We start from the raw sequence: 25,817 nt of genomic DNA on the forward strand, positions 1-25,817 counted from the left end.
CCGCTGCTTTGGATCCGAGACACGACTTTGCAGTGCCACCGGTATATGTCGCGAAGTGGATGCGAAGCTGCCGTTCGGCAGCTTCGCATCCACTTCGGCTGTCCACCACTGCAGCCCTTAGAAATCGACACCGAATGGCGGAAATCTGTGCAACTACGTCAATCGCTGGTCGCCAATCGCGTTTGAGCAATTCTGGCGCCACCGAGGATCTTTGTCCTCTAGCTCGTAGACGCGGCCGGGGACGATCGCGGGCCTGGTTGACGATCTCGATGGCGATCTCGGGGCGAACGACCGCGTCGTAAGAGCTTTCCGTTCAGGCATTCGTCTCTCCTTCTGCTTTCTTCAATATGCTCATCGGGTGACGCCGCGAGCGCGATCGATGACGCGCCGCTGCCGCTCCGAAATGATCTCCTGACTGCTTTGCACGCGAACGGCCTGCTGCAAGATCGTCAGCCTGTCCCGCATCGCCTCGAAGGCGCGGCGCTGGGCCGGCGAGACGCGATTGATGACGTCCGTCTCGCCGCGCAGGATGGCGTTGCGGCCGAAGCGCTCATCGAGCGCGCGGCTGACCTTGGCGAACTCTCGGGCGATGCGCGGATCGAGCGAGCCCGCGGCGACGTCGAGCTTGCGGTCCTTGTTCTTGATCTGCGCCGCCAGCCGCTTGAGCGCGTCCTCGGCCGCTGGCGACAAACCGGGAATGGCAACCGCCATTCGGCGGCGCTCTTCGGTGATACTTCTAGTTTCGGCATCGAGGGCACTGGCATAGGACGCGCCGAGGGAACGGATACGGCTTGCCGCTTCCGGCACAGCTTGAAGTGCGCCCTTCCTTTCCCGGCCGACGGCAAGCAACTTGTCCATGATGCGGTCGGAACCGCGCAGCGCCCCATAGGCGGCGGGATCGTTGGTCACCGCCGCGGCGATGCGTTCGGCCGCAAAGCCCTTGACGATCAGATCCTCGATCTTGCCGATCGCGTCTGCTGGGTCTCGCCAGACGCGTGTTGCCGTTTCAACGAGGGCCGCGCGGTGATGTGCATAGTGAGGAGCGGCGAGCGCTCGCTCCCTCGCTTCCTCGTCCACCGTCGTCTTGAACTCGGTGACAGGCGCAAGCATCGGCAGCACGGCAAAAGTCCCCTTCCCCAACTCGACACTGGCGCCGGCAACGATCTTCGACCGATCCTGTCTCTCGGCAAGGTGCTGTTCTTCGGCGAAGCGCCTGATGACGGCGAACAGGCGCGTCAGCTTTTCGCGACGCTCGGGGGCAAGATCCTCCGGCATGCGCTCGGCGATGTTGCGCTCGGCAATCACATCCGCCTTCGCGGTGAAGGCGCTCCAGCCGAAGCGTGCGGTCAGTGCCTCGTTGACGGCCTTGACCTCCTGGATCAGCAAGCGGTCCTCGACGGCAAAGGCAAAGGCGGTCCTGTAGGCGTCGTCTCCCCCTTGCTTGCGGACCGCCTCGATTTCGACCAGGCGCGCCATCGCCGTTTTCGAGAGCGCCGGAACCGACAATGCCATATGCGCGCGCCGCTGCTGCTCGCGGATACCGAAGCGCTCGGCGTTTCTGCGGAACTCGGTCGCATGAGCGCGTGCCAGAGGCAGCAATTCCGACAGCGCGACGGTCGCCGCGGTGCGCTCGTCGCGCGCGGCGCGGCCGTCGACCACGAGCTCGGACCCGCGCAGGCGGCCAAGCCGGTCGGGTGCAAGGCCAAGGTCCTCGGCAAGCTTGCGCGGCTCGATGGCGGCGTCCGATGCCAGCGCATTCAGCGCCGACAGCGCGCCATCAGGATCGCGATAGATTTTCGCGAGCACCGGATGCACGATCGCCTCCCGCTCCTTCCACCGTTGCGAGGAGAGCTGCGCAAGACGTGCATCCTCCGCGACGCTGCGGGAGAATGTCGTGGTCGGCGGGACCAGATATTTTCCATCCGACGGGATTCCGGTCGAGAGGGTTTCGGTCCGTTCCTCGTTGTAGGAGACACGCCGTTCCCGCTCGATCGCAAAGCCGAGCGCAACGCTCGCCCGCTCCCAGAGCCTGGCCACCTGCTCCCGCTTCTCGGCAATCCCGGCCCAATGCCGCAACACCTCCGCTTCCATTCCGGCCGCGACCAGCGAGAGATGATAAAGCCCGCGCCGTCTGGCGAAGTCGCGGGCGTGCGCCTGATAACCGGCCTCATCCTCAAAATCGAGCGTCGTTGTCTTGGCGCCGGAGCGCGACAGGCGCTCGACGAGCTGCTTGAACAGTTGCGGCCGATGGCTCTCGCGCTCGATCCGCTCCCGGCGGGCCGCGGCGGTTTCCAGCTGGCTTGCGCTCCAGACATTGCGATCGACCTGTCGTTCCTCGAAGCGCTTCTCACCGGTTTGCTCATCGACAATCGGAACCTGGACCTTGACCCGCTCCACGCCGTCTTTACGCAACGTGATCGTGTCGCCTTCCGCGACGCCAGCATCCTTAAGCGCCTTCGGCAGGCTGACGCCCCAAAGCCGATTGACGGTGCCGTCGTCGGTCCTGATGTCGGCATAGGGGCTCTCGTCCGCATCCTCGTCATTGGGCCGGAACTTTGCCATCCCTTCTTCGACCAGTTCGCCGGTGACGCCGGCGGCATGGTCGACACGCGGCTTACGACCCCATTCGGGCTTCGCCTCAAAGTCCTCTTTCGCCGCGTAAAGATCGGCGCGGTCGCGATGGCGGGTCATCGCCACATAGGTCAGATGCTGGTCCATCATGCCGGTGGCGAGCACGAAGGTGCGGTCGACGGTCGACCCTTGCGACTTATGGATGGTCGCGGCATAGCCGTGATCGACATTGCGATAGCTGTCCTGGCTGATGACGACGTCGCGGCCACTGTCGAGGCGCACCGACAGCAGCGTATCGCCGCGTCTGTCGCCGGTGGAAACGACCGTGCCGAGCATGCCGTTCTTCACGTATTGCGGTCCAAGCCGCCGTGCCCGCGGCTCAATGAAGCGGGCGTTTTCCAGGAAGATGATCCGGTCGCCAGCGGCGAACTCGCGAAGCCCACGCGCCGTCTGGAATTCCCGCGCCCCTGCAAGCGCGCCCTCGCCGATCATGACGTTGCGCAGGGCCTCGTTCAGCTTCCGGACATCATCGTTGGTGTGGGCGAGAACCAGCAGCTCGTCGCCGCGAAGGCGGCCCGGATGTTCGCCGTCGGCGGTTTTCTGAAGCAGGTCACGGCGGGCATTGGCCCAATCGGCAACGATGCGGTCGACGATCTCGGCGCGGGTTTCGGTCTCGACAATGCGGCCCTGCTGCGCATAGGCATCGAGACCCTCTTCGACCTTGCCGCGGGCGAAGAGACGCGAGGCATCGCGCGCCCACGCATCACGCTGGCGGCGCACGCCGGCAAGCTCGGCAAAGCCGATCCGTTCGGTGATCGCCCGGAACGCCGCACCCGCCTCGATCGGCTGCAGCTGCATCGCGTCGCCGACCAGCACGGCTTTCGCGCCGGCATCTTCCACCGCCTTCAGGATCCGCGCCATCTGCTGCGACGACACCATGCCGGCCTCGTCGATCACCAGCACATCGCCACGCTGGAGCAGATCGCGCCCGCTTTCCCAGGCCAGTTCCCAGGAAGCCAGCGTGCGCGACCGGATGCCGGAACTGTCCTCCAGCCCCTCGGCCGCCTTGCCAGCCAAGGCTGCGCCGATCACCCGCCGGCCTTCGCCTTCCCAGGCGACGCGGGCCGCCGCCAGCAGCGTCGACTTGCCGGCCCCGGCAAGACCGACGACGGCTGCGATGGCATTGTCACGCGTAACATGACGGACCGCATCGACCTACTCGGGATCGAGCCGGAAGGGCTTTTCGGTATCAGCCGTTTCGATGCTTCGGACGGCTGCGGCGGCTCGCGCGTTGGAGACGCCGAAGCCCTTGCGCCTTGACAGCACCTCAGCCGACCGCGCCATGGCATATTCGAGGCGCAGCATCTCCCGGGTGGTGAACACCGCCGGCTGCTTCGCCTTGCCGGCCTCGGCATCGACCTGCTGCGGCTTCAGCAGCACCAGCTCGTCGAAGGCCATCAGCCGCGCCCGGATATTGGCAAAGTCGACGGGATCGTCGACATAGCGGTGCAGCGCCCTGGCGATATCGCGCTCGTCGAAGGTGGAGCGTTCGTTGCCAAGCTGCTTCAAGAGAAGCCCAGGCTCGGCCAGCAGCCGGTCGGCCATTTCCTGCCGGCGGGCGAGATCGGCCGGCGCAAAATACATCGCGATGCCCTTGCGGGCGAGCGCCGCCTTTTCCGGCCCAAGATGTTTCTGTGCGATGCCGTCGAGGCCCTGCTCGGCATAGGAGCGGCCGTCGAGGCGGATCTCGTGGCCGGCAAGCGCCAGATGCCGGTTGGCGGTTTCCGCCCAGGCGATCTTCCAGGCCTTGATCGTTTCCTTGTCGCCGGCCCAGAGCTTGTAGACGATCTTGCCGTTCGGCCTGTCCGGCGTGACGACACGCAGCGGCTCGCCGTCTTCGCCCAGGACCGGAACCTTCTTCGGCCCGAACCCCTCCTCCGTCAGCGGACGCAGCGCGGTCATCAGATGGATGTGCGGATTGCCGTCCTTGTCGTGATAGACCCAGTCGGCGACCATGCCTTTCGACGTCAAATTGTCCCGGACGAACTCGCGCACCAGGGCAATGTTCTCCGCCCGGGTCAGCTCTTCCGGCAAAGCGATGATCAGCTCGCGCGCCAGCTGCGCGTCCGCCCGCGTCTCGTGAGCCTCAACCGCATTCCAGAGCGCCTCGCTCGCCTTGGCGACCGATCGCCCGTCGATCGCCGCCTTCAGCCAGGCGGGGATATCGTCCGGCAGCGCCAGCTCCTCATGCACCAGCTCCGAGGCGCCGCCGCGATAGCTGAACGAGGTTCCGGCCTGCTCGTCGATCATCCGGGTGCGATGGCGATAGGCGGCGGCCGAGACGATGCTGCGTCCCGCTCCCCTGCCGATCACCTGCGCTCTGACGAACATGATCGCCACTGATGTCTCCAGACTTGTCCAGGCACGTCGCGCCAGCGACGTATATTGCGCCCTCAAACCGATCGGCCTGCTTTCCGGCTGCGACGTTTTCGGGATGATGCACGCTAACCCGTTTTACTATCATTTTCCAGATAGTATAATCGACGCCGTGCAGATTGCTCGAACAGGAAAGGACACATTCGAATGGCCGCAAAATCATCGATCTCCGACATTGACGCCCAGATCGAAAAGCTGCGTGCGCGCCGACGATCGCTGATAGTAAAATCCGCCGAACGGTTTGCGCGCGCCGCGACAAAATCAGGTTTGGCGGAGATGGAGATCACGGAGGAGGAGCTTGACCGGATCTTCGAAGAAATGGCCGCGCGATTTCGCAATGACGAGAAGAAGGGGGTGGATCACGCAACTGCTTCGCCGCGTCGGCCAGCAGCTGGAGCAACTGGAACGGCGGCGGAGGTTTCTCATGACGGCTGATCGCAAGAACGAGGCCCGCGAGAAATTCCTGCTCGGCGCCATCGTCGTCAGGGCCGGACTGTCGAAGGCGGACCGGGCGTTTCTGCTCGGTGGCTTCATCGAACTGGCGAGGGTCACGGCCGGCTCTGCCGAGCATCGGCGGCTGCGCGATATCGGCGAGGAAGCCTTCACCGCTCCCGCGCTTGATGGCGGTTCGGCTGGCAACGCGGAGACGGCGGAATGGCACTGAAGGCAAAAACGCATCCGAGCCTGTTGGTCATTCTCTTCCCCGTCGCCGTCACCGCCGCTGCCGTCTATGTCGTCGGCTGGCGCTGGCCGGGGCTCGCCGCAGTCATGTCGGGGAAGACGGCATATTGGTTTCTGCGGGCGGCGCCCGTGCCAGCGCTACTGTTCGGGCCGCTAGCCGGCCTGTTGGCCGTTTGGGTCTTGCCATTGCACCGACGAAGGCCAGTCGCAATAGCGAGCCTCGCCTGTTTTCTGACGGTCGCGGGCTTCTACGCGCTCCGTGAATTCGGCCGGCTGTCCCCCTCCGTGGAAAGCGGTGCGCTATCATGGGACCGGGCGCTGTCCTACCTCGACATGGTCGCTGTCGTCGGCGCGGTCGTTGGCTTTATGGCCGTCGCTGTCTCCGCGCGCATCTCCACCGTCGTGCCCGAACCGGTAAAGCGCGCTAAGCGCGGAACCTTCGGTGACGCGGACTGGCTGCCGATGGCGGCGGCGGGAAAGCTGTTTCCGCCGGACGGCGAGATCGTCATCGGGGAGCGCTACCGCGTCGACAAGGACATTGTCCACGAACTGCCCTTCGAGCCAAACGATCCGGCGACTTGGGGCCAAGGCGGCAAGGCCCTTTTGCTGACCTACCGCCAGGACTTCGATTCCACCCATATGCTGTTCTTTGCGGGCTCGGGTGGATACAAGACGACCAGCAACGTCGTGCCGACGGCCCTGCGCTATACCGGGCCGCTCATCTGCCTCGATCCGTCGACCGAGGTCGCGCCCATGGTGATCGAGCACCGAACCCGCGTGCTCGGCCGCGAGGTGATGGTGCTTGATCCGACGAACCCGATCATGGGCTTCAACGTGCTCGACGGGATCGAGCACTCACGGCAAAAGGAAGAGGACATCGTCGGCATTGCCCACATGCTGCTGTCAGAAAGTGTGCGCTTCGAAAGCTCGACCGGCTCCTACTTCCAGAACCAGGCGCACAATCTCCTGACCGGCCTGCTCGCCCATGTGATGCTGTCGCCCGACTATGCCGGACGGCGAACCTTACGCAGTCTCCGGCAGATCGTATCCGAGCCAGAGCCGTCGGTGCTGGCGATGCTGCGTGACATTCAGGAGCATTCCGCGTCCGCTTTCATCCGCGAAACGCTCGGCGTCTTCACCAATATGACCGAGCAGACTTTTTCGGGCGTCTACTCTACGGCGTCGAAGGATACGCAGTGGCTGTCGCTCGACAGCTACGCCGCACTCGTTTGCGGCAACGCGTTCAAGTCGAGCGATATCGTCTCGGGCAAGAAGGACGTGTTCCTGAACATCCCCGCGTCGATCCTGCGCTCCTATCCGGGCATCGGCCGCGTCATCATCGGCTCGCTGATCAATGCCATGATCCAGGCCGATGGCTCATTCAAGCGCCGGGCGTTGTTCATGTTGGATGAGGTCGATCTCCTCGGCTACATGCGCCTCCTCGAGGAGGCACGCGACCGCGGCCGCAAGTACGGCATCAGCATGATGCTGCTGTACCAATCCCTAGGGCAGCTGGAGCGGCATTTCGGGAGGGACGGTGCGGTGTCGTGGATCGACGGATGCGCCTTCGCCTCCTATGCCGCGGTTAAGGCGCTGGACACGGCGCGCAACATTTCGGCGCAATGCGGAGAAATGACGGTCGAGGTAAAAGGAAGCTCCCGCAATATCGGCTGGGACACGAAGAACAGCGCATCGCGCAAATCGGAAAGCGTCAATTTCCAGCGCCGGCCGCTGATCATGCCGCACGAAATCACCCAGTCGATGCGAAAGGACGAACAGATCATCATCGTCCAGGGCCACAGCCCGATCCGCTGCGGGCGCGCGATCTACTTCCGGCGGAAGGACATGAACGAGGCGGCGAAGGCCAATCGCTTCGTCAAGGCGGTCCCTTGAGGAGCCGACAGTGTCACGTTGGGAGAAGCCCTATCGATCAGGACGGCGGCACCGGGCAACGGGTCCTCCGCGCCGGGCGGAGTGAACCAGTCGAGGAAAATCGTGTAGCCGATCGCGAGGGCAACAAGCCCGAGCGCCGTCAGATCGAACGCCCAGAAGAACATGCCATTGGCCCGCGTGGGACGGGCGTATACCACGATCGAGATCGGCACCTTGACCATAGCATCATGAAACCTGTGATTGGGCGAAGCATGCAAAGGATATGGAAGGCGAGATACCACGCGCTGTAAACCGCCGCTCTGACGATGCCGAAGGCGCTCACGAACGGAAGCCCGACGATGAACCGAAGCGCGGGGAAAGCACCGCTTCGGCTCGTCGCGTCGGTTTCGCGTTAAGCGCTTTGAGGCTCTGTCGACTGACCGGTTCCCTCGGCAGGAGACTATCCGTTTCCTGAGAGTCTATTCACAAGCCCAGATCGACCCAAGCGAGAGGGCAAACGCCGCCCTCAGAAGGGCGGCGCGGCGTCGATGGTGCCCTCCAGTTCGGCGATCGCTGCGGCCAGCTCGGCCTCAGCCAGTTCCAGCTCCGCTTTGATCTGGCAGCGTTCGGCGGCGTCCGCGTTCCTGAGCTCGGCGCGCAGTTCTTCTACCTGAATTTCAAGTGCAATCGTCATCGTCGTCATCTCCTTGGATAGTGTGAAAGATGACGCCCGGAGTCGTGAGGATCGGGCCGGGTCAAGGATCGCGTCAGCGACCGCCGGAGGCGGCGAGCGGAGGAACCGATTTTCTGACGGTGCCCTTCAGGGCAGCGGTTGAAAATTGGAGGGGCCGCGAAGTCCTTGAGGCGGCGCGATGCTCACGGCAGACTTGGCTATCTGAGCAGACAGGCTTTCCTCTCGTGTGGCACGGCAGGAGGAGCACAAGCGGGCTCGATGCCCGTTTTTGCTCCCTATGCTGCGCGAAACAATGAAACGGCGAAAGCGGCCCCGATTGCTCGGGGCCGCTCGCTTGGCTCGTCAGTCCGGATTGTTCCACAGGATCACCTTCTTGCTCGGATCGCCGCCGGGTGCCGGTGCGAGGTTGCCGAAGATCACGCCGATCTCGGGGGCCTCCAGCTTCACCGTGAGGTATTCCTCGCCGGTCTGGCGGGCGATGCGGTTCCAACCCGCTCCGATCTCGAAGCCGGTCTTGCGGTGGATGACGCGGTAATCGGGGGCTTCTTCGCTCGACTTGCTTGCGTTCGGGATGATGGCGATCGGGGCGTTGACCCGGATGGTGGCGAAGACGCCTTCGAGGATGCCGTCGGTCTTCTGCGTCAGGGTTGCGATCGTGGTGGCCATGGTTCTGTCTCCTTCGGTTGCTCGGGACCATTCCCGATGGCGCACGAAGAGACGGCCGACCTGCTGCGGTCAGCTCGGCCGAAATTTTTGCAAAATTCTATTTTCCGCCGAGAGAAAAAGAACCGAAATCGAATTTTTCAAAAATTTCGGCTCGAGACTTACCCCTTTAGGGGTTGGCCGCAAAAGCAGGCGGTCGTCTATACGAGCGACATAAAACGGGAATGGTTCGGGGCGACTGAAGGACGCGACAAACCACCATAGCCGCCCGACCCAGCGCTGCGGGATATCGGCCGCGCATCCCTTGAACGTTTTGCCTGCAAGCCAGTCAATTGCGTACCCTCGCCCGCTCCCAACTACAGCAAGCGGGTGGGCACCCCTTTCGATACCATCCCTTTGTTGATCCGAGAGGTCGACGCGGCGACGGTATGGCGCCTGCAGACCGTGCGGCGATACCGGGTAAAGCTAATCGCGTGGACATCAGATGAGTGATCTTTCCCCACACGTCCGTCCGCGCCCGGCCATCTGAGCCGTCGGTCTTCGCCAGGCACATCGCCGCTGGCAAGCGTCCCATCCGAGCGATCGGAGCCGGCTTGGGCAGTGGAACCAAGCCCGTCGGAGATCACGAGACAACAGGATCCGAGCAAGTGACGAACGGAATGCCATAGTGCGCGACATTCTGATCCTGGAAAACGAAATGCGCTCCCTCCGCCACGGACTGCGCCATGAGAAGGTCGAAGGGATCGCGGTGATAAAGCGGAAGAGCCGTAAGAGCGATAAGATGCGCATCTGTAATATCCAGCCGGTCGAATCCCCGGCCCGGCAATATCGCAAGAATCTCTTCTATATCGGCATCAAGTTTGCCGATCCGCAGCTTCACCAATTTCCAAGACGGATGCGGCACTGACGAGGACGTCGTTCTCAGGTCGCCGATAGGGCCTCGCGCAGATTCCCGAACTCCTCGTCGTCGTTCAGCCACCACAACAAGGCATCGTATCGAGCAGCAGCCTCAGTCCCATCTTCCACGGACCTTAGAACATCCTCCGGCAGGCTGTCGAAGTCATCGGCAACTTTGATCTTTCCGCGCAATGCACCTGGTTTGCGTATGACCACGTCTGACGATGGCGGTCCGATTTCCGCAACCACCTTATGCTGGGACGTCAGGACGAACCTCTGCCCGTCTTCGACCTGCTTGAGGAAGGACGTCAGGTTGCCGCGAAATTCCCGCACGCCGACGCGGCGGGGAGTTGATGTCTGCTGCCGGGGTTGAGGCATGGCGAGGCTCCGTTTCAGTGGGAAATGTGTGCACATTTTTCAAGAAATGAAAGCTTGTCGAGCCGCGTGGAGAACGGAGACCCGGCCGGCATGACGAGGACATGTTGTCGTAAGGCGGAAGGGCGCGGCCTTTCTCGCCTGCATGTTGACACGACCGCGCTGACCATGCCAGCGATCAGCACCGCGATATCTCGATGCGCTGGCCGGTGCGGAGATCGACCAAGGCGATCTTGCCACCGTCACGTCCCGACACAATCGCTGTCGCCTCGACAGACGTTCGCATGCTCCGATCCGTCGGCCCTAGGAAAGTGTGGCGTCGGCTTTCGCTTACTCCGTCCGATTGACGCGTCGGCCCGATTTGCGCGGCGCCTCGCCAAAGGCTGCGGCAATCCTCATCATGAAGGCCTTGCTGAACCGGCCAAGCGCTTGCTCGTCCGGCCCGATGTATCAGGATCGTTCGGCGACATCGTAATTGTATTCGTCGACAACGATCCAGCAGCGCTTGCGGTCGCTAAGGCCTGCCCGCCGGCACTCGATATCAGAAACTTCCAAGGCGATCCTATCGGCCTGCGGCGGCTGGGTTGTGAACGCGAGAAGCGCCAGATGCGTCCGGCCATCATTCGCGTCACGGACGGCGACCACGACGCAGGCCCGGTCGGGTCTTCCGGCCTTCGGTTTCGCCGTGCTCGTGTTGCCACGCCCAGAGATAGGGATAAGCAATCACCTGACCGGGCAGGAACTCACGACTCATCGTCATACCTCTCGGCCGCGCCAGCCGGTCGATCTCCGCGGCGAAGAGCTCCCTATGCTCCTCCGGCATCTCGGAAGCGCGATGGACGCTGCGCGATCGCCGCCGGTGCGCATCCGCTCGTAGTTATTCGTAGCTCATCAGCACGAAGCGCGGTTTCTGGTGCTTGGTGAGAACCATCTTTTGCAGATTTGCAAGAAGACGGCGCTTACGCGCCGCTTCCCGAAGCCTGCCAGACCGGGATGCCAAGGCGGCGAGCCTTGTCGGCGAGGTTCTCGGTGATGCCGGAGCCGGGAAAGATGACGACGCCTGATGGCATGACCGAGAGCATGTCGTCGTTGCGGCGGAAGGGTGCTGCCTTGGCGTGCTTCGTCCAGTTCGGTTTGAAGGCGATCTGCGTCACCTTGCGCGCCTCGGCCCAGCAGGCGGCGATGCGCTCTGCTCCCTTCGGCGAGCCGCCATGCAGCAGAACCATATCAGGATGTTTCGCCAAGGCCTGATCGAGTTTCGCCCAGATCCGTTCGTGATCGTTGTAGTCGATGCCGCCGCCGAAGGCGATCTTGGTGCCGGCCGGGATCAGCACCTCGGTCTCGGCGCGGCGGCGGGCGGAAAGAAAGTCGCGGCTGTCGATCATCGCCGCGGTCATATTGGCATGGCTGACCTTGGAGCCGGTCCGCGGCCGCCAGGCGGATCCGGTCTGAGCTTCGAAGAGATCGGCTGCATAGTCGCGCATGAACTCGAAGGCGTTGCGGCGCTCGAGGAGCGTGATGCCCTCGGCGATCAGGCGTTCAAGCTCGACGCTTTTCACCTCCGAGCCGTCCTGCTCGCTCTGTCCGGCGCGCTGCGCGTCCTCATTGCGCTGGAGCTCGCGCTGGATGCGCTCGCCGGCGCGGTGGAAGAGATTGACCGTCGACCAGAGCAGATCTTCGAGATCGGGTTCCAGCCGCGTGTCGCCGAGCATCTCGAACATGGCGTCGAACATCGCAGTCAGCGCCGACTGAACGACCGGCTCCTCGGGAAGTGGGCGCGGGTCTGGTTCGTCCTGGAAAGGACGATGGCCGTAGATTTGCATCTCGTAGATGAAGCGGTTGGCTGGGGAAGACGCGTGGTGGGGCTCGAAGGCGTCGTCGAGGGACGAGGTAAGACTCATGATGATCTCCGTCGGTTTTGGGCCGCGGCTTTCGCGGCCTGACGGCGATCCCTGTCCATGCGGCGGCGGGCCGGAACCGCGAGCGCAGCGAAGCGGCCCAGCGTAGCGCCGGGCGGCTGAGGGAGGGTTTCTTGGCCCGCGAGGAATGCCGGGTTGCGAAGCGGCCCGGCAGGGAAAGAAACCTGACTGACCCGCTGAAGACCCGCCTGCCGTATGGTAAGGGTCGTCTCTCGGCAGGCCCGCGGGCGCCCGCCCACCCGTACGCGACCGACAGGATCCGGCCTTCCCTGCTACGCCGCGCCCTCCCCGCCTTCCCGTCCAGCAGCATCAGGTGGGCAAGAACGCCTCGGCGTCTTCCGGCGCGAGCTGGGCTCTCAGATGCACAGTGAGCCGGTCGGATCCGAGCCGGAGCAGGTCCTCGTTGAAGTCGCCGAGCTCCGGGGCAAGCACGAGCGGTAGGATACCTAGCGTCTGCGCGCGGCGGCTCAACCGCTCGGCGCCATGCCGGCCGGCCGCGTCGGCGTCGGCTGCGATGTAAAGGCCCCGGCAACCATCGGGCAGCCGAAAGGCGGCAAGGTGATTGGCGGTCAGCGCCGCGGCCATCGGCATACCGGGCATCACGTGCGCGACTGACAAGATGCTTTCGAGCCCTTCGCCCGCGGCCGTGACCGGCACTGGGCCATGGGCGGGAAACCAGAAGCGCACGGCATTTCCGAGCAGCCCGCCGAGCGCGCGGCGGGGATCGTCCACCTTCGCCTTTCCGTCGCCCCCCGGATCAAGCCAAGTGCGATGCACACCGGTGATCGCCCCGGAGGGATCGGTCACGGCTGCGATCAGCGCCGGATAGCTAAACGTCCTGCCGGTCACGAGGTCCCGGTAAAAGCACGAGGGATGGAAGCGGAGCGCCTGGTGCAGAGCCCCCCGCAGGATGCCCCGCTGGCGCAAATAGCTGTCGGCCAGTGTGCCGGCGAGCGGCTTCGTCATCCGGAACAAGCGTCTTGCGCGTTCGCCTGCCGGTCTATCGACCGGCGGATCGGTGTGGGCGTCGCCCCTATGGGACGGCGCAGGATGGGGAAGGCTTAGGAAACGCCGCACCTCGTCTGCGACATCACGGAAGTCCACCAACCCGCAGGTCTCTCGAACGAGGTCGAGCAGATCGCCATGTTGAGAGGTTGCTGCATCTGTCCACCGTCCGGCACGCGGGCCGGAGAGATGGACATAGAGCGACTTGCCCTTGCTGTTCGCGACGTCGCCGACGATCCAATAGTTGCCGGCCCGATGACCGGCGGAGAGGTAATGACGGCAGACCGCCTCGGCGTCGTGCGCGAGACGATCCGCCAATTGAGAAGCGGACAGCATGGCGATCACACCGGTCCAGTGACATCGACGATCGGATGCCGTTCGATGAGGCGGGCGAGGATCGCCGATCCTCCCTCGGATGTCGGAAGGAAGAACCTGAGCTTCCAGGCGATCGTCTCAGAGAACAGACCCATTGCTTTGAGCCTGTCCCGCATCCCGTCGGTGGAGCCACTGAGTGCGACACGATGGTCGCTCATCAACCGAACTCGGCGCAACGGCATATCGCCGGCGAGGGCAACGACCGAGGAGCCGCCGAGAAGCGATTGCCAGACTTGGTCGGCGTTGATGACCTCCGTCTGATCGAGCCCGAAATTCCGGCTAAGCCGTGAAAGCCCGCCGGTCTGGCGCTGACCCCGGGTAATCGCGTCGAGTGCGTCAAGGCGCCGAGCAATCGTTGACAGGAAGCGCCGTTCCGCCTTGACGTTGGTGGCGATCATGCGGAAGCGCGGCGGCTGTACGATCGCCATGAAGCCGGTACCGGCGGACGGTTCATGCAGGGTATCGTTCGCGATGACGCCGGCGGCGTGAGCCGCGACAAGGCCAAGCGGCAGCGGCGTGGAAAACTGCTGGAGCTGTTGGCTTTCCTCGGAGCGCCGTGTGTGGGTCAGGATCAGGCCCACGACCTTCTTCAGCATGATCAGCGCCGCCTGAGGCGCGTTCGCGCGAGCGGAAATCGCTGCACCCAGTTTGCGCAGAAACAGGATCTGCGCGACCTCGGACGCCGCATAGGCGTCCTTCCCCGCCCAAAAGCCTTCGGCGTCCGATCCTCCGACGACATTGGTTAGGGTAGCGCGAAGATCGGTGGTACCAATTGCCTGGCCGTGTTCGAGAAACGGCAAAAGCTGATGGCCTGCAACAAGATTTTTTCCTGCCCGGTCGGCACGGACGGAGGGAGCCAGCGGGACGGCGGCCGCGTTCGCGGCGCGAAATGAGGTCACGTTCATGGGAAAACCCTGTCGAGAGCGGGATGGAACTGCCCGCCCGGACGCTCTCCAAGCCCCAGCAGGCCGTCCCTCTCTGGCCCCTCTCTCCCTCCGGGGCGATTAGGCAGCCAGCACGCGACTTTCAGCCGGGTGCGAGCTCCAGTTCGACGAACGCCGCAACGCCGGCGACAGACAAGTCATGCAGAACGGCCCTGCACCCAGCGTCGATCCAGGTTGCGGTCTCTCTGCGCTAAGCTGATGGACATGGAGGAAAGCCTTGACAGTCTGATGCTGACGCCTCGACACTTGAAAGGATAGATGCCAAGAGCCTTTACTGTCAATTTTGTGATAGTAACTGAAACACTGTCCGTGTACCTTCGGCCGAAGCAAGGGGAGAATAGAAGTGCGTAACTTTGCGATCGGCGATCAGGCAGTGGACGAATCCTCGCCCGAGTTTCGGGCGCTGCTTCCGCACGCCTATGAGCAAAAGCTTCGCCCGATGTGCATGTGCAAGGAACTTCCGGTTCCAATGTATATCGCGCGCCTGGACGATCAGTATCTCATCAAGCGCATGCCGCTTTCGGGGCGCGACCACGATCCTGCATGCCCCTCCTATGAGCCGCCCTACGAGCTTTCTGGTCTCGGTCCCCTGATCGGCAATGCGATCCAGATCGGTGCCAGCGGCAAGGCAGACCTGAAGCTGGATTTTTCGCTGACAAAACGCGGGCCACGATCGGCGCCGGGAGCGTCGGCTGAGGCAGCGGAGCGGGGCATCCGCAGCGAGCCGAAGAAACTGTCGCTCAGGGCGATGCTGCATTATCTTTGGGAGGCCGGCGAACTGACGGAATGGCGCTCGACGTGGACGGGCCGGCGCGGCTGGGGCCGGGTGCGTACGAGCCTCATCAATGCCGCCTCGCAGATGACCGCAAGGGGCGGTCCGTTGAGCGACATGATCTTCGTTCCTGAGGTGTTTCATCCTGACGACAAGGACGGGATCGCTGCTCGACGCGCCGCCGCGCTCAAGCAAATCCAGACTTCAGGTTCGGGAACGCGCAAGCTCATGATGATCGTGGCCGAGGTAAAGGAGTTTGCCGCGGCCCGCGAAGGGCACAGAATCGTCGTACGGCACCTGCCCTTCCCGCTGATGATCGAGGATGGCGCGTGGCGGCGGCTCGCAGGGCGCTATGAGACCGAACTGGAACTGTGGCGCTCGAGCGAGGCGTTGCACCTGATCGTCATCGCGACCTTCGGCGTCTCGACCGCCGGCATCGCGTCGGTCGACGAGGTCGCCCTGATGGTGGTCAACGAGCATTGGCTGCCATTCGAGGACACTCACGAATTGCGGCTCTTGGAAAAGCTCAGTCATCTCAAGCGAAAGAGCGTCAAGGGGCTGCGTTTCAACCTACCCCGCGATGCGCCGATCGTGTCAGTAACATTGCCCGAACAGAAACCCGTCCCCGTCGCGATGTTCATTGTGCCGGCAAGCGCCGGAGATGAATACGAGCAGGCACTCACCAATATGATAGACGCGAGACCGGAGATCGCACCTTGGATCTGGAGAGTGGCCGAGGGCGAGATGCCGCGATTGCCTTGATACGGGAACACGGAGCTGCGGGGGCGTTGACCGGGCGAGACGATAAGAACACCTGTGGCATTGACAACTATCCGTCTTATTCAATCGGACCATCGTGAAGCCTTCAAAAAAACCGTTCGTCGTGGAGATCAAAAATCGGCGTCGCCTCACCACCGCTCCTCGGAGGCTCAATGATCGCGCCACGGTGCCCCTGCACCACGAACGGCCACGGGAATTCGCTCGAGTCGATGTCGACTGACGCTGCCGTATCGGCGTCGCCGGACCGGGCGGGCAGAAGGGCAATGATGCGGAATGATGCGGCTGGCAATGAAGATGTTGAGCGCACTGTCGACGTGTGGCGCCGATGCGCGAAAGGCTTCGTTCAGTTCGTGTCGCCTCACGCGGATCGGATGCATCGCTCCGAAATCGGTGAACGGGACAAGGATCGCTTCGATTTCGCGGCATTCGAGTGCATTGGTCAGAACCAGCGTTTCGAGCGGCGTGATGTGGGCAAGAGGGATGGGCGGGTGGCAGATGACGCTGCCTTCGATATTGGTCATGGCATTGATTTTCTGAATGCGGAAACGCCCGGCACAATTGCCGGGCGATGAAGGGGATTGATGAGGATGTGCATGCTAAGAGGCAGCAATCAGGCTGCGCTTTCCAGCAGCTTCCTCGCTTTGCCCTCCAGTTCGAGCCGCGTGTCCTGATGGGCTTTTCCGCGGGCAAGCGCGGTGATGCCCTGGACAAAATCGAAGATGCTCTCGGGTGGCCGCCCTTCTTCGGAAAGCACCGTCTCGATGATCTTGCCGGTTTCGGCCTTGGAGAAGCCGCGCTTGCGCAGGAACTCCGAGCGATCCTCGTCATTTCGCGCAACGACCCGCTCACGCGCGGCGCGGATGCCGGCAATGAAGGGCGCGGGCGAGGAATTGGCGAAGTTCGTCAACGCCGGGGCGGCTTCATGGGCAAAACGTTGCGCCGCGAACTTCGAGTGCCGGATGGTAATTTCCTCGAAATTTTCGGTGCCCCAAAGATTGCGATTGGCACAAACCGCCCGCAGATAGAACGAAGCGATGCCGAGCGTCTTGGACCCGACTTCGGAGTTCCAGGCATAGAACCCGCGGAAGTAGAGGTCCGGCTCGCCGTTCGGTAGGCGACCGGCCTCGATCGGGTGCGTGTCGTCGACGAGGAATAGGAACACATCGCGGTCACTGGCGTAGAGCGTGGTCGTATCTTTCGTGATATCGACGAAGGGATTGTGGGTCATGGTTGACCAGTCGAGCACGCCCGGCACCTTCCAGATCGTGTCGCCGGTTCCGTTGCCGGCGATGCTCATCACGGCGGCAACCAGATCTTTATCCCAGATGCGCCCGTATTCGGGGCCAGTCACCGCCCGCAGCTCGACGCGACCGTCATCCATCTCCAGTGTTTTGACCAGTTCGGCTTTGTGGTTCAGGAGCCCGTGCTGAAGATTGATCGCGGCCAATGGCGCAGGCAATTGTCGCATATAGCTCGCAGGCGCACCGGCCAGGCTGCAAAGCTGACCGTAACTCCAATGCGTCGGCGCAATCGGCTCACTCCCGCCGGGAACGATCAACGCAAGACGCTCGGCATTGTCACGGGTGGCTTCCACGCGCATCTCCGCGCTTTCAACCGTTCGAACACGGGCGCGATCGGTTCTGGCGCTGACCGCACAAAGAAGATCGGAGAGCGACAGGAAGCGCTCATCGTCGGGCCGCCAGAACCATTCGGATGAGACGCGGCCGATGCGTTCGCCGCGGGAAATATCGACCCTGAAGCCGGACGAGACCGGCGGCGGGCTGGAAATCATGGTGTTCATGCTCAAATCTCCTCAAACGAAGTATCCCGGCTGATCGCTGTCGCGACACCGAGCTGGTGGGGTGGAAGATGGCTCGCCGAAGCGTCTGTCGGACGCGGCAAGCGGGCGGGACGCTCAGGCGCGCCGAGGGCGGCGCGTGTTGGTTTTCAATCGATCGCCTGGAATATCTCGACAGCTTCTGGATGGTCGGCCGAATAGGCGTAGAGACGGCCGTAGCCTTCAGAGAGATGTTCGGACTGATACTGGAAGGAGAGATGGGAGAAGGCGAACAGTGTGGCGATGATGCCGGCGGCCTCGGCGGACACCTCCCCCTGAAATCCGGTGATCTCGCCGGTGATCCGAAGCCGCGATTTGGATTGCGGAGCCAGGAAGAGCGGCTTGCCTTCGTGTTCGTAGAAGGCCCAGAAGCCGCCGCCATAGTCGAGCGGGCTCAGCCGCTCCATCAAGCTATAGACTGCATTCTCGGCGACGATCAGGAGTGAACGACCGAACAGGGTGGGCAGGAATTCCGGGCGACTCGCTTCGGGGACAATGGTGGCGCTTTGGGGTGCAATCACGGATGTCGACATCGATGTACTCTCCAGAGAGGCGACAGGGTTCAGGCCGGACAACCCTCTCTCCATTGCCCGGCTTCAACCCTCCCTGGCCCCTCTCTTCCTCCTCCGGCCGACTGCAGCCGCCCCTTCCCAGGGTCCTGCAGCCATTATCCTGCTCGAACAGGTCGCACATGACGACACGGCCGGCAGCCTCATAGGGCGTCGATGTCCACATAGACGACGCGTCGATCGGACGCCCAGACCGCGGTTTCGTCAGCATCCGGCGGCTGTAATAGGGGTCCTGATTATGGGACCGCGAGGTCGTGTCCCAAACCTGCTCCTGCCGGAGGTGGTCATTGGTGATCGAAAATGCCAAGCCTGGCCGAGCTCTCGTCATTGGCATAGAATTCGAGCAGGCGCGGCGAGACGGAGGTCAGCCGCAGGCGCTGCCTCACCGTCGCTACCGAGATGTTGAAGCGGGCGGCGATTTCTTCCTCGTCGAACCGTGATCGCGCGGCTGCATCAAACCGCGAAACTCGTCCAGCGGATGCATTTCTTGGGTTGTCTTCAAGTGTCCTGTTAGCTGGATGACGTCGATTCTTAGATCTTTTTGCCTGCGCCTTGTTTTTTCAGGGTATCTTTAGCGTTGAAGCGCAGCCGCACGGTGTCAATCACGATGGCTTTCTCGACGGAAGCGATAGTCGCCCTTAGATGCGCGTAGTGGCTTTGCCAATCGCTTTGTTGATTTCATCGAGATTGCAAGCTTCTGGTTGGAACTTGCGACCTACCCACCGGCGCATGGCCTTATGTTCCTCATGATCAGGATCAAGCCACGCGTCGAGGAAGTCAGCATAGCCTGAAGTGCCACCGACATCTTCTGGAGGTCCGGATCGTTTGCCGGCGAGACAGCGGGGATATTTCACACCTTCCTGGCGGGCGACGCGCTCCAGGCGCAGTAGATGACGCCAATTATCGCCGAAGTCGTATTCGTAGAGGATCGTGAGAGGGTTTTCCTCGGGATCGTAGGGAAATTGAAGGTCGATCATTCTGACCTCAGTCGCCTCGAAGGTGCGGCTGTCGGACAGACCGTCCTCATCGAACTCCGGGGCTCCGTAGATAAGGCCCCCAATATTGAACTGATGCAGATGGCTGTCGGTCCAGCCAAAGGCCGCCTGCAACACCTCGTGGAGTTGGGCAAGGTTGAGAGTGATTGGCAATTCGAGAGTGCGGCTGATCTTGGGCTCGATGCCGAGGATATGAACCTCGGCGCGCACAATGAAGCGGTCTGGATCGAAGGGGTCAAGCATGCCGCAGATCATGCCGGGCACGAGTTTCGCATGCAATGGATGAGGCGACAAATATCCTTTGGCGGGGCGACACGAACGCACAATCTTAGACGACGTCAGGTTTTTAGCCAGCGGGAGGGGCACCGGCTTCGCGGCTCGACCACGTACGGCGATCAGGCGGGCGCTATGACGCTTCTGCCGCTCAACCGTCCGTTTCGGCTTCTCGACGAAATGACCCGCAACCTCGTGAGCGACTACGGTATCGACCTACCCCGGCAGAAGCATGCGAACTGTCATGGAGGAGGCATTCCCTGATGCGGGCTGGAAGGATGGGAAAAATTGAGCCGGACATGCGGAACGATCCCAAGGATCGGAATGTTGTCGCGGCAGCAGTCGCTTCCGAGCCACTGTCATCGTGACCTCGACATCCGCGATTTCAGCAACCTTTCCGACGGCATCGTTGCCATAAGCTCTGATGAATTCCTTTCGAAGATCCTCGCGAAAGATCCAACGCAGGTACTCGAGGCGATCACGGCTGAAGCAGGCGCTACCGGCGCCGACCACATGGGAGTTGATCGAAAGCTTGCGCTCACTTCACCTGGTTTCGCCGAGCAGGCGCTCGAAGCGTTAAATGACGGCTGACCTTAGTCGGTGACGACCAGGAGCCGCGCCCCGGCGCTCTACTGGAAATTCCGGCTCTTGATCTTCAGCGTATCGATATGAAGATCCGGCACGAGTATGTCCCTCGCGCGAACGCCCGGAGGAGCCTTTCCGCGGGAATCCGCGCTGCCCGGCGAACCATGGGCGAATTCGTCGCCACGGCCAGTCGGCGGCCGAAATGCGCCATCGCGCTCGGCAAGGCTCGACAGGTCGGCCGAGAGATCAAAGAGCTGCTGGGCGACGAGATGAACCACCTCGCCTTCGCGCTGGATCCTGCCGTTGATGGCCATCATGCTGGCGCCGAGCACCACGCGGCGCGACCGCTCGAAGAGCTTTGGCCAGACGACGATGTTGGCGATACCGGTTTCGTCCTCAATCGTGATGAACATCACTCCCTTCGCCGATCCCGGCCGCTGACGCACCAGCACCAGGCCGGCGGCCATCAGCCATTGCCCGTCGTGCGCCGTCATCGCCTGGGCACAGGTGACGATCCGGCGCTTGGCGAGGTCGTCCCGCATGAAACGCAAGGGATGCTCCCGGAGCGTCAGGCCGGTATGACTGTAGTCCTCTACGACGTTGTGACCGTCGGTCATCTGTCTTAGCTCGACTTCCGGCTCCTGCTGTTCGGCAATTGCCCGAGCCTCGCGATCGGCGGCGGCGGTGAAGAGCGGAAGCGGCTCGTCGCGCAGTGCCTTGATTGCCCAGAGGGCATCCCGTCGCTCGAGACTGAGAGATGGCAGGAAGGCGTCGGCCTCAGCCAGCTCGACCAGCGAGGCGACCGGCACGCCCGATCGCCGCCACATGTCGTCAACCGATGTGAAGGGTTCGTCGGCGCGGGCGGCTACGATCCGCGCGGCGTCGGCGGTCGCCAGACCGTGCACCAAGCGCATGCCGAGCCGGACCGCATGCCCGCCGGAGCCGTCGATTGGCTCAAGCATGCAGTCCCAGCGTGACCGGTTGATGCAGATCGGCCGGACTTCGACACCATGCTCGCGGGCATCCCGGACGATTTGGGCGGGGGCATAGAACCCCATGGGCTGCGAGTTCAACAGCGCCGCGCAGAAGACATCCGGAAAATGGCATTTGATGTAGTTGGAGGCGTAGGCGATCAGTGCGAAAGAGGCAGCATGGCTCTCGGGGAAGCCATAGGAGCCAAAGCCTTCGAGCTGTGAGAATGTCTTTTCCGCAAACTCCTTTGTATAGCCGTTTCGGATCATCCCGTTCACTAGCTTGTCCTTGAATCGCGAAACACCACCTGTGAACTTGAAGGTCGCCATGGATTTCCGGAGCTGGTCGGCTTCGCCGCCGGTAAACCCCGCACAGACCATGGCCACCTTCATCGCCGACTCCTGAAACAGTGGCACGCCGAGTGTCTTGTGGAGGACCGCCTCCAATTCGGGCGTCGGGTACTCGACCTTCTCCTTGCCTTCGCGCCGGCGGAGATAGGGATGGACCATGTCGCCCTGGATGGGCCCGGGACGGACGATCGCCACTTGGATGACGAGGTCGTAGAAGGTTCTCGGCTTCATGCGTGGCAGCATGGACATCTGCGCCCGGCTTTCGATTTGGAATGTGCCTAGGGTGTCGGCCTTTCGAATCATCGCATAAGTCGCCGGATCCTCCTGCGGGATGGTGGCAAGATCGATATCCTCATGCTTGTGCTCGCTGATCAGCGCGAATGCCTTGGCCATGCAGGTCAGCATGCCGAGCGCCAAGACGTCGACCTTCATGAATTTCAGCGCCTCGATGTCGTCCTTGTCCCATTCGATCACCTGCCGGTCGGCCATGGTCGCCGGCTCGATCGGCACCAGATCATCGAGCCTGTCATGGGTGAGCACGAAGCCGCCGGGATGCTGACCGAGATGGCGCGGCGCACCCATCAGCTGCTGTGCAAGTTTTAGAGTCAAAGTGAGACGCCGATCGTCCGGATTGAGGCCGAGTTCACGCACCTGCCGTTCGCCGACGGTCTCCGACCAGGACCAGATGCCGGAGGAGAGCGTCTTGATCAGGTCCTCCGGCAGACCAAGGGCCTTGCCGACATCGCGAATGGCGCCTTTGGCCCGATAGCGGGTGACGGTCGAGCAGAGAGCCGCCTTGTCGTGGCCATAGGTCTTGTAGATCCACTGGATCACCTCCTCGCGCCGCTCGTGCTCGAAGTCGACATCGATGTCGGGCGGCTCGTCGCGCTCTTGGGAGACGAAGCGCTCGAACAGGAGATCGTTGGTCTCGGGATCGATCGAGGTGATGCCGAGCACGTAGCAAACGGCGGAATTGGCGGCCGATCCCCTGCCCTGGCATAAAATGCCCTGCGACCGGGCATAGCGGACGATCGAGAAGACGGTCAGGAAGTAAGGCGCATATTTCATCGTCTCGATCAGCGCCAGCTCATGGCGGATGGTCTTCTCGACATGAGCCGGCAATCCCTCGGGGTAGCGCGCCCTGACCCCCTCCCAGGTGTAGTGCTGCAGCGACTGTTGTGCCGTCATGCCTAGGATCAGCGCTTCCTCGGGATATTGATAGACGAGCTCTTCCAAGGAGAACCTGCAGCGCTCGACGATCTCCATGGTTCGCGCCAGCGCTTCCGGGTAAGCCGGAAAGAGACGGGCCATTTCTTCCGGCGGCTTCAAGTAACGATCGGCGTGCCGCTCGCGCTCAAAGCCGACATCGTCGATGGTCATGCCGGTGCGGATGCAGGTGACGACATCCTGCAGCTGCCGGCGGCCGTGCTCATGAAACAGCACATCATTGGTGACGATCGTCTTTACCCGGTGTTTGACCGCCAGGTTCGTTAGCTCGTGCAGTCGCAGCTGATCGTTGGGCCGACGACGAAGACAAAGAGAGACATAGGCGCGGTCGCCGAAGACGTCCGCTATCTTCCTGAGCTGCACGGCGCAGACCTCGTCGGCCAAGTCCGGCACCAGGATGCCGATCAGGCCCTCGGCGTAGAGCGCCACATCGTCGAAATGGATGATGCAGTTTGCCTTCCCGCCCCGGCCCTTGCCCAAGGTCAGCAGCCGCGTCAGCCGCGAATAGGAAGCGCGATCGGTCGGATAAACGAGGATCGACATGCCGTCCTGCAGATCGAGCCGGCAGCCGACGACCAACCGCAGGCCCGTGGCGCGCGACGCCTCCAGCGCGCCCGGACGATGCCCGCCAGGCTGTTGCGGTCGACGACGCCGAGCGCTTCGATACCCATCAGCTTTGCGGTGGCAAACAGTTCCTCAGCCGAGCTTGCGCCCCTCAGGAACGAGAAATGCGTGGTGACCTGGAGCTCGGCGTAGCGCATCACGCAAACATCCCGTGCATGAACCACTTATGCGATCCTGTTTCCGCATCGACGCCGTCGCCGGATCGGAAAATCCAGAAGCGCTCGCCCCTATCATCCTCGACGACGAAATAGTCGCGGACCGCAACCCATTCTGAGCTGCGTTTCCACCACTCCCCAAATATCCGCTCCGGTCCGTCGGCGCGCTTCACTCTGCGCCGCTTGCTGCGCCACGTGAACGAGACGGGCGGATGATCGGGCAAAAGCGCGATCACTTCGATCAGTTCGGGACGCGCCAGAAGCCGCGGCGGTCTTGGCCAGTTGAGCGGCCAGGTGGCGCCGTCCTCGTCGGCGATCGGAGCGATCCGCCGGACGCTACGTTCCGGGACGTCGCTTGCGACCGGGGCCACACGGAATATCCGCTGTCCACCGCGATTGCCAAGCACGTCGATGAGCGGCGTCACATCGGTTACCTGTTCTTCAATGAGTGACGAGGCTGACTGTGCCTCAATCAGCGGCTCGGCGAGGATGGCCGCAAGACCGAGCTTCTCGATGCCGAAGCCTGGTTCGATCCTCTCGATGCGGTCGCGGAAGAGTTTCGTCAGCCAGGCGATGTCACGGACCGGCTTCGCCGTCCCCGCCCTCAGTGCCTGAATGGTGTTATCGACGCGATGGACGATGAGGTCGGCGCGTCTGACCCCAAGCCCGCGCTTCTCGAGCTCAAGACAGAGCTGCCGCACCAGGCGGCTCACATATTTCTCGATCGTTTCCGGCGCGCCGATGGGCTCAGCGAAAGATTTTTGGACCTCGACAAGTTCCGCCGGCCGGATCGGATCTATCGGCTCAGCGATATGGCCGAACATCTGATCGAGACGGCGGCCGACCTCCAGGCCGAAGCGCAGCGTCAGCGGTGCCCGCGGTGTGGCAGCCAAGTCGCCGACGGTGGTAAAGCCGAGGGTTCGAAGGCTTTGAACAGTTTCGGCCGGCAGCCGCAGCGACGACAGTGGCAGTCGGTTCGCGGCCCTGGCGGCATCGCCGCGCCCGACGATGACCGTCTCGCGATCTGTGGTCCGGGCAAGCGCATGCGCGGCACCCCAGGTATCGGCGATTGCCGCGCGGGCAGCGAGACCCCGGCCGCGGAAGCGATTGACGAGGCCGGACAGCATCAAGTCCTCGCCGCCCTGAAGATGATCGGCGCCTTCGGTATCCATGACGATACCGTCGGGAGGGTCCATCGCGACAACCGGAGAATATTGTGACAAGGCCCAGAGCGCCAGCCGTTCGAGGGCAGCGAGATCGGCTGCCGTATCGGCATCGATCATCACCAGACCCTGGACCAGTGCCTGCGCCTTGGCGGCCGGCATGCCGACACGAAGGCCGAGCTTGGTCGCCGCCGTATCAGCTGCCGAAATCCATCGCTTCGAACCGCTCCTGGCGATGACCACCAGCGGCTTTTCGACCGATAGCGAAGGATCGGCCCGCCTGATCCGGTCCGTTGGCAGTTTCGGAAGAAAGACAGATACGACCCTGGCCATCACATGCTCCGATGATGAACTCGCCTCCCTCCCCAGCTCTCACGCGCATAAGCTCCGCCAGCCATCGCGCCCGGCCAACACCCGGCACGGGAAGCGGCTCGGACGGCAGCACCGAGATCCGCCAGCGCGTTGCCGCAGCCGTCGGCATGCCAAAGTCCGAGGCTTCCGTCTGGCGCCGCCAGCGGCGGATCACCAGCCCCAATGTCCCCGACTTCTCCGCCGCGAGCTGCAAGCGGCGGGATGCCGTCATCGGCAGTCGCACCAGTTCGGCAACCACGGCGCCGAGGCCGCCGTAACGCAAAGCTTCTTCAAAGCTTGCGAGCACCGTCTCTTCCTTATCGCACTCGACGAAAATGACGCGGTCGGGATGAAGCCCGACCTGGGCGAGCGCCGGAAAGAACAGATCGAAGCGTGTCAGGCACCAGACCACCTTGCCGGTGGTACGGGCGGCGATGCCGCCGATGAAGAGTGCCGCGGCGGCTCCATCGATCGCGCCGTTTCCGCCACCGGCCACTTCGTGCAGTGCGCCAAAGGCAAGCCCACCTCCTGGCAGTTGCGCGTCGACCTCGGGGACCCCGAACGGTAAGATGCTCCGATTGCGTGAGCCTGCCCCTTCCAAGCTGGCGATTTTCCCGCGCAACTCGTGGAGGACGGGGTTCAAAGTGGCGACGGCTGCGGACATGATCTCCTTTACGGCAACCCGTTTTCGGCTTGAGATGGTGCAATGTGTTCTGTATTTGTTCTCAAAGC

Annotated in this window: 18 protein-coding genes and 6 pseudogenes; 8 read left to right on the forward strand and 16 right to left on the reverse strand. The window is 62.8% G+C overall.

What is annotated here, in order from left to right:
* Nucleotides 1-351 precede the first annotated feature (351 nt).
* Nucleotides 352-4,971: pseudogene (gene traA / locus JOH52_RS28985) on the reverse strand (Ti-type conjugative transfer relaxase TraA).
* A gap of 183 nt (nucleotides 4,972-5,154) precedes the next feature.
* On the opposite strand from traA, the gene JOH52_RS28990 reads away from it, so the two are divergent.
* From JOH52_RS28990 to traG, 3 genes are read left to right on the forward strand one after another with little or no spacing between them, the layout of a single operon-like run.
* Complete coding sequence (locus JOH52_RS28990; RefSeq protein WP_014531612.1) at nucleotides 5,155-5,442, forward strand: TraC family protein; 288 nt, start codon at nucleotides 5,155-5,157, stop codon at nucleotides 5,440-5,442.
* Nucleotides 5,432-5,671, forward strand: a complete 240-nt coding sequence (locus JOH52_RS28995; protein WP_014531613.1) for a conjugal transfer protein TraD — start codon at nucleotides 5,432-5,434, stop codon at nucleotides 5,669-5,671. The genes JOH52_RS28990 and JOH52_RS28995 overlap by 11 nt, the downstream gene beginning before the upstream one ends.
* The gene (gene traG, locus JOH52_RS29000; RefSeq protein WP_014531614.1) at nucleotides 5,662-7,581 is read left to right on the forward strand and encodes a Ti-type conjugative transfer system protein TraG; all 1,920 of its coding nucleotides are present in this window, start codon (nucleotides 5,662-5,664) and stop codon (nucleotides 7,579-7,581) included. The genes JOH52_RS28995 and traG overlap by 10 nt, the downstream gene beginning before the upstream one ends.
* Here the strand turns inward: traG and JOH52_RS29005 are convergent.
* From JOH52_RS29005 to JOH52_RS29015, 3 genes are all read right to left on the reverse strand, one after another.
* Nucleotides 7,515-7,802: a hypothetical protein gene (locus tag JOH52_RS29005; RefSeq protein WP_017267093.1), complete on the reverse strand. Its 288-nt coding sequence runs from the start codon at nucleotides 7,800-7,802 to the stop codon at nucleotides 7,515-7,517. The genes traG and JOH52_RS29005 overlap by 67 nt on opposite strands.
* 284 nt (nucleotides 7,803-8,086) lie before the next feature.
* Complete coding sequence (locus JOH52_RS29010) at nucleotides 8,087-8,254, reverse strand: hypothetical protein (protein WP_014531615.1); 168 nt, start codon at nucleotides 8,252-8,254, stop codon at nucleotides 8,087-8,089.
* A gap of 342 nt (nucleotides 8,255-8,596) precedes the next feature.
* Complete coding sequence (locus tag JOH52_RS29015) at nucleotides 8,597-8,920, reverse strand: DUF736 domain-containing protein (protein WP_014531616.1); 324 nt, start codon at nucleotides 8,918-8,920, stop codon at nucleotides 8,597-8,599.
* 664 nt (nucleotides 8,921-9,584) lie between these two features.
* Between JOH52_RS29015 and JOH52_RS29020 the strand changes: the two genes are divergently transcribed.
* The gene (locus JOH52_RS29020; RefSeq protein ID WP_020479540.1) at nucleotides 9,585-9,824 is read left to right on the forward strand and encodes a hypothetical protein; all 240 of its coding nucleotides are present in this window, start codon (nucleotides 9,585-9,587) and stop codon (nucleotides 9,822-9,824) included.
* 104 nt (nucleotides 9,825-9,928) lie between these two features.
* On the opposite strand, the pseudogene JOH52_RS29025 reads toward JOH52_RS29020, so the two are convergent.
* The 5 genes and pseudogenes from JOH52_RS29025 to JOH52_RS29040 form a co-directional block, all read right to left on the reverse strand.
* Nucleotides 9,929-10,192 (reverse strand): annotated as a pseudogene (locus tag JOH52_RS29025) (type II toxin-antitoxin system Phd/YefM family antitoxin); the annotation flags it as partial.
* Nucleotides 10,193-10,519: 327 nt separating this feature from the next.
* Nucleotides 10,520-10,943: pseudogene (locus JOH52_RS35455) on the reverse strand (hypothetical protein).
* Between the two features lie 205 nt (nucleotides 10,944-11,148).
* Nucleotides 11,149-12,090 carry a DUF2493 domain-containing protein gene (locus tag JOH52_RS29030; RefSeq protein WP_014531624.1) on the reverse strand — a complete coding sequence of 314 codons (942 nt, stop codon included), beginning with the start codon at nucleotides 12,088-12,090 and terminating at the stop codon, nucleotides 11,149-11,151.
* A 327-nt stretch (nucleotides 12,091-12,417) separates the two neighbouring features.
* Nucleotides 12,418-13,449, reverse strand: a complete 1,032-nt coding sequence (locus tag JOH52_RS29035; RefSeq protein WP_026030494.1) for a DUF7146 domain-containing protein — start codon at nucleotides 13,447-13,449, stop codon at nucleotides 12,418-12,420.
* 5 nt (nucleotides 13,450-13,454) lie between these two features.
* Nucleotides 13,455-14,393 (reverse strand): strawberry notch C-terminal domain-containing protein, encoded by a 939-nt coding sequence (locus tag JOH52_RS29040; RefSeq protein WP_014531626.1) that lies wholly within the window; start codon nucleotides 14,391-14,393, stop codon nucleotides 13,455-13,457.
* 382 nt (nucleotides 14,394-14,775) lie between these two features.
* Between JOH52_RS29040 and JOH52_RS29045 the strand changes: the two genes are divergently transcribed.
* A complete protein-coding gene (locus JOH52_RS29045; RefSeq protein ID WP_014531627.1) occupies nucleotides 14,776-15,966 on the forward strand; it encodes a DUF1173 domain-containing protein in 1,191 nt (396 codons plus the stop codon).
* A gap of 227 nt (nucleotides 15,967-16,193) precedes the next feature.
* Complete coding sequence (locus tag JOH52_RS29050) at nucleotides 16,194-16,556, forward strand: hypothetical protein (protein WP_164826932.1); 363 nt, start codon at nucleotides 16,194-16,196, stop codon at nucleotides 16,554-16,556.
* Between the two features lie 38 nt (nucleotides 16,557-16,594).
* On the opposite strand, the gene JOH52_RS29055 is transcribed toward JOH52_RS29050, so the two are convergent.
* The 4 genes and pseudogenes from JOH52_RS29055 to JOH52_RS29065 all read right to left on the reverse strand — a co-directional run bounded on the left by JOH52_RS29055 (nucleotide 16,595) and on the right by JOH52_RS29065 (nucleotide 19,664).
* On the reverse strand, nucleotides 16,595-17,785 hold the full coding sequence (locus tag JOH52_RS29055; RefSeq protein WP_026030493.1) for a hypothetical protein: 1,191 nt from the start codon (nucleotides 17,783-17,785) through the stop codon (nucleotides 16,595-16,597).
* A 146-nt stretch (nucleotides 17,786-17,931) separates the two neighbouring features.
* Nucleotides 17,932-18,354, reverse strand: a complete 423-nt coding sequence (locus JOH52_RS29060; protein WP_017267088.1) for an antirestriction protein — start codon at nucleotides 18,352-18,354, stop codon at nucleotides 17,932-17,934.
* Nucleotides 18,355-18,484: 130 nt separating this feature from the next.
* A pseudogene (locus JOH52_RS35460) lies at nucleotides 18,485-18,877 on the reverse strand (ParB/RepB/Spo0J family partition protein); the annotation flags it as partial.
* A gap of 111 nt (nucleotides 18,878-18,988) precedes the next feature.
* A pseudogene (locus JOH52_RS29065) lies at nucleotides 18,989-19,664 on the reverse strand (plasmid pRiA4b ORF-3 family protein).
* A 129-nt stretch (nucleotides 19,665-19,793) separates the two neighbouring features.
* Here JOH52_RS29065 and JOH52_RS36010 point away from each other — a divergent pair.
* Both JOH52_RS36010 and JOH52_RS29070 read left to right on the forward strand, forming a co-directional pair.
* On the forward strand, nucleotides 19,794-19,922 hold the full coding sequence (locus JOH52_RS36010) for a hypothetical protein (protein WP_017267086.1): 129 nt from the start codon (nucleotides 19,794-19,796) through the stop codon (nucleotides 19,920-19,922).
* 60 nt (nucleotides 19,923-19,982) lie between these two features.
* Nucleotides 19,983-20,249: a hypothetical protein gene (locus JOH52_RS29070; protein ID WP_014989997.1), complete on the forward strand. Its 267-nt coding sequence runs from the start codon at nucleotides 19,983-19,985 to the stop codon at nucleotides 20,247-20,249.
* A 38-nt stretch (nucleotides 20,250-20,287) separates the two neighbouring features.
* Here JOH52_RS29070 and JOH52_RS29075 read toward each other — a convergent pair.
* From JOH52_RS29075 to JOH52_RS29085, 3 genes and pseudogenes are all read right to left on the reverse strand, one after another.
* A pseudogene (locus JOH52_RS29075) lies at nucleotides 20,288-23,553 on the reverse strand (error-prone DNA polymerase).
* Nucleotides 23,553-24,977 (reverse strand): Y-family DNA polymerase, encoded by a 1,425-nt coding sequence (locus JOH52_RS29080; protein WP_017272359.1) that lies wholly within the window; start codon nucleotides 24,975-24,977, stop codon nucleotides 23,553-23,555. The pseudogene JOH52_RS29075 and the gene JOH52_RS29080 overlap by 1 nt, the downstream one beginning before the upstream one ends.
* Nucleotides 24,931-25,749 (reverse strand): ImuA family protein, encoded by an 819-nt coding sequence (locus tag JOH52_RS29085; protein WP_017272358.1) that lies wholly within the window; start codon nucleotides 25,747-25,749, stop codon nucleotides 24,931-24,933. The genes JOH52_RS29080 and JOH52_RS29085 overlap by 47 nt, the downstream gene beginning before the upstream one ends.
* Between the last annotated feature and the right edge of the window lie 68 nt (nucleotides 25,750-25,817).

Origin of the sequence: Sinorhizobium meliloti (assembly GCF_017876815.1) — a bacterium.
GTDB lineage: Bacteria > Pseudomonadota > Alphaproteobacteria > Rhizobiales > Rhizobiaceae > Sinorhizobium > Sinorhizobium meliloti.